7 protein-coding genes are annotated in these 7,443 nt (G+C 40.2%); all 7 read left to right on the top strand.

Annotated features, from left to right (window positions below):
- Window positions 1–40 precede the first annotated feature (40 nt).
- The 7 genes from RYM16_RS08565 to secF all read left to right on the top strand — a co-directional run bounded on the left by RYM16_RS08565 (window position 41) and on the right by secF (window position 6,947).
- Entirely contained in the window at window positions 41–1,666 is a 1,626-nt protein-coding gene (locus RYM16_RS08565; protein ID WP_314983336.1) for a SpoIID/LytB domain-containing protein, read from the top strand.
- A gap of 11 nt (window positions 1,667–1,677) precedes the next feature.
- Complete coding sequence (queA, locus tag RYM16_RS08570) at window positions 1,678–2,703, top strand: tRNA preQ1(34) S-adenosylmethionine ribosyltransferase-isomerase QueA (protein WP_314983333.1); 1,026 nt, start codon at window positions 1,678–1,680, stop codon at window positions 2,701–2,703.
- 8 nt (window positions 2,704–2,711) lie between these two features.
- Window positions 2,712–3,827, top strand: coding sequence for a tRNA guanosine(34) transglycosylase Tgt (gene tgt / locus RYM16_RS08575; protein ID WP_273298737.1), 1,116 nt, complete (start codon window positions 2,712–2,714; stop codon window positions 3,825–3,827).
- A 77-nt stretch (window positions 3,828–3,904) separates the two neighbouring features.
- Complete coding sequence (yajC, locus tag RYM16_RS08580; RefSeq protein WP_005387358.1) at window positions 3,905–4,195, top strand: preprotein translocase subunit YajC; 291 nt, start codon at window positions 3,905–3,907, stop codon at window positions 4,193–4,195.
- Complete coding sequence (locus tag RYM16_RS08585) at window positions 4,195–4,761, top strand: 5-formyltetrahydrofolate cyclo-ligase (protein ID WP_314983334.1); 567 nt, start codon at window positions 4,195–4,197, stop codon at window positions 4,759–4,761. Before yajC ends, RYM16_RS08585 begins: the two co-directional genes overlap by 1 nt.
- Window positions 4,762–4,779: 18 nt before the next feature.
- The gene (gene secD, locus RYM16_RS08590; protein ID WP_314983335.1) at window positions 4,780–6,054 is read left to right on the top strand and encodes a protein translocase subunit SecD; all 1,275 of its coding nucleotides are present in this window, start codon (window positions 4,780–4,782) and stop codon (window positions 6,052–6,054) included.
- Window positions 6,051–6,947: a protein translocase subunit SecF gene (gene secF, locus RYM16_RS08595; protein ID WP_009352696.1), complete on the top strand. Its 897-nt coding sequence runs from the start codon at window positions 6,051–6,053 to the stop codon at window positions 6,945–6,947. The genes secD and secF overlap by 4 nt, the downstream gene beginning before the upstream one ends.
- Window positions 6,948–7,443: the final 496 nt, after the last annotated feature.

A 7,443-nucleotide genomic window follows, 5' to 3' on the forward strand; every position in this document is an offset into this window, starting at 1 on the left:
TGTTGCTGTGGGGGGTTGTTTGGTGTTTTTTTTTGTTTTTGTGGGGTTTTTGCCTTCTGGTTTTTGTTGTGTTTGTTGTTGTTTTGTATCGAAAGTAAATACGACGAAGAAATCTAGTTTTCGTCCTCTTGTAACGAAACCCGTTGCAAAGCCTGTAGCGAAAACGACTTCTAAGTCTACTGCTACACCTACTGTGGCAAAACCTAGTGCTAAGCCGGTGAATGCGGCAAAGCCTAGTACTGCAGCAAAGCCTAGTACTGCAGCTAAGCCAGCAACGACTGTTAAAACAGTTAGCACTGCTAAATCAACAGCAGTTGCAAAACCTGCAGGTACTGCTCCAAAGCCAGTTGCTAAACCTGTAGCTACGGGCGCTAAACCAATAGCTCAAAAGCCAGCTACTTCAAAACAAACTACTCCTAAGGTAGTGAAAACAACGGAAGCGGATAGTATTAAAGCTAATACAGCTGTGATTACTCGTAATAAAGTAGGTTCTGTGATGACACCTGCTACAGAGCGAATCGAACATGTGCCAAATGTACGTGTTCTATTAGGTAGTCGTAGTTCTGATGCTACTGTTACATCTACAGCAAATATGGTTGTGTTGAACAGTGGCAATGGTCAAGTTAGTACGATAAGTGCTAATCGTGGTACATCAATTGGTGTTCGAGGTGGTAAGATCGCTGTCAATGGCAAGGCTATTGATACAGTAGTTACATTGAAACCTACTAATAGTGATGCCCCATTCTTGTTTGAAGGCAAAGGGTACCGCGGTGGACTTACATTACGTGCTAATAACGGTACAATGATGGTGATTAACTCTGTTCCTCTTGAGGATTATCTCTATGGGGTTGTGCCACAAGAGGTAGTACCATCTTGGCCTGCAGCTGCTTTAGAGGCTCAAGCTGTAGCAGCTCGTACCTATGCTCTTCATACGATGGAACAAAATAAAGGTAAATTGTATGATGTGAGCAATTCCACGGATCACCAAGTATATAGTGGTGTGAGTGGCGAGTACCAAGCGACAACAAATGCAGTAAATAAAACTAAAGGCGTAGTTATGCTGTATAACCAACGTCCTATCAATGCTTTATTCCACTCCGATGGTGGCGGTTATACAGAGGATAGCGTCAATGTTTGGGGGAATGACATTCCATATTTGAAAGGTGTAAAAGACTATAGTACTGGCACATCTACATCAAACTGGACCGTTACTACATCTCGTCAAGCTCTTGAAAGTAAGCTCAATGCAGCAAGTAAAGGTGTGGGCAAATTGAAGAGTATTCAATTGACTCCTCTTGGCAATCCTGGTCAACAAACATCTGACAGAGGCGTGTCTGGACGTATTAAGAGTGCTACTTTCATAGGCACCTCTGGAAAGACGACAGTAGATGGCGATTCCTTGCGTAGTATTTTAGGTTTAAAATCTACACTATTTGATTTCTATGTAAATCACAACCCTGCTAAAGGCACGGGTAAGGCATATCATAACTTTACGGGCAATAATGATACTGTCTATATTAAAGGCCACGGTTGGGGACATGGTCTTGGTATGTCTCAATGGGGCGCTGCGGAAATGGCTAAGCGCGCTACTCCAGGGGATGCTAATTATTACCAAACTATTTTGCGTCACTACTATAGTGGCATTACATTGAAGAAAATGTACTAATAAGGATTGCGATGAAAGTTACAGATTTTGATTATGAATTGCCAGAGGAACTGATTGCTCAGCACCCTGTAGAGCCTCGTGATACAGCGCGACTCTTAACCTTGGACAAAGTAACGGGTGAAGTTGTGCATAAAGAGCATTTTTACGATTTGCTAGAAGAACTCCACGAAGGCGATGTACTCGTATTTAATAATACGAAGGTTATCCCTGCGAGATTATATGGACATCGTCAAGGCTCTGGTGGCAAGGTTGAGGTATTACTCCTAACGCCGTGTGGTGAAAACCGCTGGGAATGCCTTGTTAAACCTGGTAAAAAATGTCCTGTTGGTCAAGTCATAGAGTTTGACGACCGCTTAAGTGGGATTGTAATAGATAAGACTGAATTTGGAGGCCGTATCATTGAGTTCACTTGCAATGGTGTATTTGATGATGTGATACAAGAAATTGGTGAAATGCCATTACCTCCATATATTCATGAAAAGTTAGAAGATAAAGATCGTTATCAAACGGTATATGCTAAGGAGAAAGGTTCTGCTGCGGCGCCAACTGCAGGTCTACACTTTACACCAGAGCTTTTAGAAAAAATAAAAGCTAAAGGCGTAGAGCTTGAGTTTGTAACCTTGCACGTTGGATTAGGTACCTTTAGGCCTGTATCGGCAGAGACTATTGAGGATCATGAAATGCATAGTGAGTCCTTCGTAGTGTCACAAGATACAGCAGACCGTATTAATGCAGCTAAACAAAAAGGCTCTCGTATTATTGCAGTGGGGACTACATCGGTACGTACTCTTGAATCTGCTACTAATGATGATGGGGTACTGCAAGGGATTAGTGGGACCACACAAATCTTTATCTATCCTGGCTACAAATTTAAGATGATTGATGCATTGGTAACGAATTTCCACTTGCCTCAATCTACATTATTAATGTTAATTAGCGCATTGGCTGGTCGTGACCATTGTTTAGCGGCCTATGAAGAGGCTGTAAAAGAGCGGTATCGCTTCTTTAGCTTTGGTGATGCTATGTTTATTCGTTAGGAGGGACCATGGCGAGTATTACTTATGAATTACAAAAAACATGTCCTCATACGGGGGCACGGGCGGGTTTACTGCATACGCCACATGGCACCTTCCAAACACCTATGTTTATGCCTGTAGGTACACAAGCTACAGTTAAAACTATGACGCCAGAGGAATTAAAGGCGATGGGGTCTCAAGTTATTTTGAGTAATACATACCATTTATTCCTTCGTCCTGGTCCTGAACTAGTAGAAGAAGCTGGTGGCTTACATAAATTTATGAACTGGGATCAAGCCATATTGACTGATAGCGGTGGGTTCCAAGTTTTCAGTTTAGGTGATATGCGTAAAATCACTGAGGAGGGTGTAACCTTTAGATCTCATATCGATGGTTCTAAACAGTTCCTATCTCCAGAGGTGGCTACAAAGGTACAAGAACAATTAGGTTCTGATATTGCGATGGCCTTTGATGAATGTATTCCATATCCTGCAGATCACGATTATGCGAAGCGCTCTACGGCGCGTACCACACGTTGGGCTCATCGTTGCCAAGAGGCTCGTAAGGCTCATGACCGTCAAGGTATGTTTGGTATCGTGCAAGGTGGCATGTACAAAGACTTGCGTAAACAAAGTGCGGAAGAGCTAGTAGCTATGGACTTTGAAGGTTATAGTATCGGTGGTTTGTCTGTAGGTGAACCGCATGATTTGATGAATGAAATTCTTGAGTATACTACACCACTATTGCCAACAAATAAAGCACGCTATTTGATGGGCGTTGGTACTGCAGACTGTCTAGTAGAAGGCGTGGCACGTGGTATAGACATGTTCGACTGCGTCTATCCAACTCGTGTTGCTCGAAATGGTATGGCTATGACTTGGAGTGGTCGTCTTAATATTCGAAATGCTCAGTTTGCTCATGATTGGGGTCCTTTGGAAGAAGGCTGCCAATGCTATACATGTAAAAATTATTCTCGCGCTTACATTCGTCATTTGTATAAGGCGGAAGAAATATTAGCATTGCGTCTTGTAACGTATCATAATCTCTACTTCTTATTAGAGTTTATGCGTCAAATGCGACAAGCCATCTTAGAAGATCGGTTCCCTCAATTTAGAATGCAATTTTGGGATAGCTTCAAAAAATAGTAATTAAGTCTAGTCAAATCTATATTAGGTGGCTATACTAGAAAAGAAATACATATTTATTAAACTAGGAGGATAACATGGAAGATATTTTACAAGTGCTGCAAACTAGCTGGCCTATTTTATTAATGGTGGTAATCTTTTACTTCTTGTTGTGGCGTCCACAAAAGAAACAACAAAAAGAACGCGCTAACTTGTTAGGTAGCTTGAAAAAAGGTCAAAAAATCGTTACTATAGGCGGTATTTATGGTGAAATCGTTGAACTTGATGATGAAAAAGTAAAGGTTCAAGTATCTGAAAAAGTGGAGTTAACCTTTGCGCGTTCTGCAATTGCTAACGTACTTTCTAAGAAAAACAAGGAAGAAAAATAATGAATACAAAGGAAGCAGTGCGCCGGGCGTGCAAGTCCCAGCGCGCTGCTTTATCCGTTGCTGATTGTAATACGTGGACGACTCTATTGACGGAGCAGATTGTCAACTGTCCTGAATATAAATCAGCCAATAGCATTATGGCCTATTTGGCGATGCCCAAGGAGGCCAATTTAGACGATGTGATTCGTCATGCTTTAGAACATGGTAAATCCGTATATGTTCCAGTTTGTACAGATAAGACGACAATGATTGCAGTTCGTCTCAAGTCTCTAGAATCTATCACTCGGGGTGTGTTAAATATACGCATTCCCTCTGAGCCATACGAGGTTATTAATCCACATGACTTGGATTTGATTTTAGTGCCTGGTGCTGGCTTTGACCGTCAAGGTGGTCGCATGGGGATGGGGAATGGGTATTATGATCGATTTCTCAAGGAACTTTCACCAAGTACATTTATGGGCGTATGTTGGTCAGTACAATTGTGGGATACACCAATTCCTATGGATGCATTGGACCAACGGATGAGCAAAATTGTGACAGAGCAGGGCGTTATACATTGTGTATAGTAGAAGGGAGCAACTATTTTGAACGGTAAAGCTATTATCAAGTTTTTAGTAGTCGTTGCTGTCATCATTGGTACTTTTGCGTATTGTATTGAACCTTTAGCGGGTTCTTTGAAACAAGGCCTTGATTTGCAAGGTGGTACGCATATCGTATTGGAAGCAGAAGATTCTGCAACTGGTAAAGCTGACAATGATGCAGTTGAACGGGCAAAGCAAATCTTAGAGCGTCGTATTAATGAAATGGGTTTATCTGAACCATTAGTACAACGTGAAGGTGCTCGTCGTATTATCATCGAATTGCCAGGTGTAAAAGATCCTGACGAAGCGATTAAACGTATCGGTAAAACAGCGGTGTTGGAATTTAAAAATGACCAAGGCCAAACTGTTATGACTGGTGATGATTTAAAAGATGCGAAAGAAGAATTAGGTCAAAACAAACAACCACTTGTTGCCATTGAGTTAAGTGATGAAGGGGCTAAAAAGTTTGCTGACTTGACTTCTAAAAATATCGGCCGTCGCATTGCGATTACATTAGACGGTCAAGAATTGACTAATCCTGTAGTACAACAAGCGATTACAGGTGGTAAAGCAACAATTTCTGGTAGTCAAAGCTTAGAAGAAGCTAAAGATTTAGCTATCTTATTACGTTCTGGTGCATTGCCTGTTAAAATTAATGTATTAGAGGTGCGTACAGTAGGTCCTTCTCTGGGGCAAGACTCCAAAGACAAATCCATAGTAGCTTTCAGTGCTGGTATTGCGATGATCATGATTTTCTTGGTTATTTTATATCGCTTATCCGGTATCGTAGCTAATATTGCATTGCTTGTATATGTAATGCTTTTACTCCTAGTATTAGGTAAAGGTTTTAGTGCTACAATGACGTTACCTGGTATCGCAGGTATTATCTTGTCCATGGGTGTGGCGGTAGATGCGAACATCCTTATCTTTGAACGTTTCAAAGAAGAGGTATTCTCTGGTAAATCTATGCGCGTATCTATGGAGGCTGGTTTCAGCCGTGCGTTGGCAACTATTACAGATGCGAACGTATCCGTTATCATCACAGCTGGTATCTTAACTGTTTTAGGTTCTGGCCCTGTAAAAGGCTTTGCTATCAGCTTAGGTGTGGGCGTAGTAGTAAGTATGTTTACAGCAATTATCGTAAGCCGTTTCTTATTGCGCATGTTAATTGAATGTAATTTTACAAACCATCCATTCTGGTTTGGTGCGAATATTTCTCCAAGCACAAGTGCTGACGCATTTGCACCAAAAGTATTGAAAGGAGGTAAACGCAAATGACATTAAACGTAGTTAAACATCATCGTTGGTGGTTTGCTATTTCCTCCATCCTTGTAATCATTAGCTTAATATCGATATTCATGAAAGGTTTTAACTTTGGTATCGACTACACAGGTGGTACGATTGTTGAAGTAGTATTTGAACAACCTGTAGAAGTTAGCCAAGTTCGTGATGTTTTGAAAGAATACAATCTTGAAAACGCACAAATTCAACTTTCTGGTGATACTACAGGTGATACATCTGGTAAGGATGTAATGATCCGTACTCGTAACCTTGAATCTAGTGAAAGCGCTGCCGTTGTTGAGTCTTTGACTAAAAACGTTGGTCAAAATACTGTTAAGCGTATTGAAACAGTAGGTGCTGTTATCGGTTCTGAAGTAACAGAACATGCGTTAACCAACCTTCTCATTGCATTCTTGGCGTTAGCAATTTATATTTCTTATCGATTTGAATATAAAGTAGCAATCTCTGCGTTGATTGCGATTTTCCATGACTTGATTATGGTACTTGGTGTATTCTCTTATTTCCAATTGGAAATTGATGCATCTTTCTTGGCAGCTGTACTTACAGTTGTAGGTTATTCCATGAATGAGTCTGTAGTTATCTTCGACCGCGTTCGTGAAAATACACATACGCATAAACGTTCTGATACATTTGCAGACCTTGCAAACGCCTCTGTTACACAAAGTATTCATCGTAGTTTCTATACATTGGCAACTGTTATGTTTGCCTGCGTATCTCTTTATGTATTTGGTGGAGATACAACGAAGAACTTTGCGCTTTGTATGATCATCGGCTTTGCTAGTGGTGCGTACTCCTCTATCTGCGTAGCGACATCCTTATGGGCTATCTGGAAGAGCCGTAACAAAAACGACGTACGTAATCAACAATAATATATCAAACAACAATAATATATGAACTGCTTTTACTATAATAATGGTGAAAGTACTGAACCTCTCTAGGATACAGTCTAGAGAGGTTTTTTTATTTAGCTTTAGTAGTAATTAGGAAAAGTTAGTTAAAAATAAAATGAACTAAAGTGATTGAAAAAAGATGTTATACAATTTAAAACCTAAATTAATGAGGAATTAAGGTATGCTTATGATTAGATGTAGTGAATTTAAAATGAAGTTGCAAAAATAATGCTTTTATATGTTGACGATTATTTAATTTGTGCTATACTATACAAGTCGTTAGGACACAGCACAAACGATGAGCACAAAAAAACTTCTAAAAAAGTTTTGAAAAAGTGCTTGACGGAATGAGCTGAACTTGATAGAATAATCAAGTCGCCAGTTGATGAAACGCTTCGAAAGAAGATAGTAGAGACTGGTACAGATCTTTGAAAACTGAACAATGATAGGTAATCAATCAATATGATTGAACATA

This window comes from uncultured Veillonella sp. (genome assembly GCF_963524655.1).
In the GTDB taxonomy this organism is placed as follows: Bacteria; Bacillota; Negativicutes; order Veillonellales; family Veillonellaceae; genus Veillonella.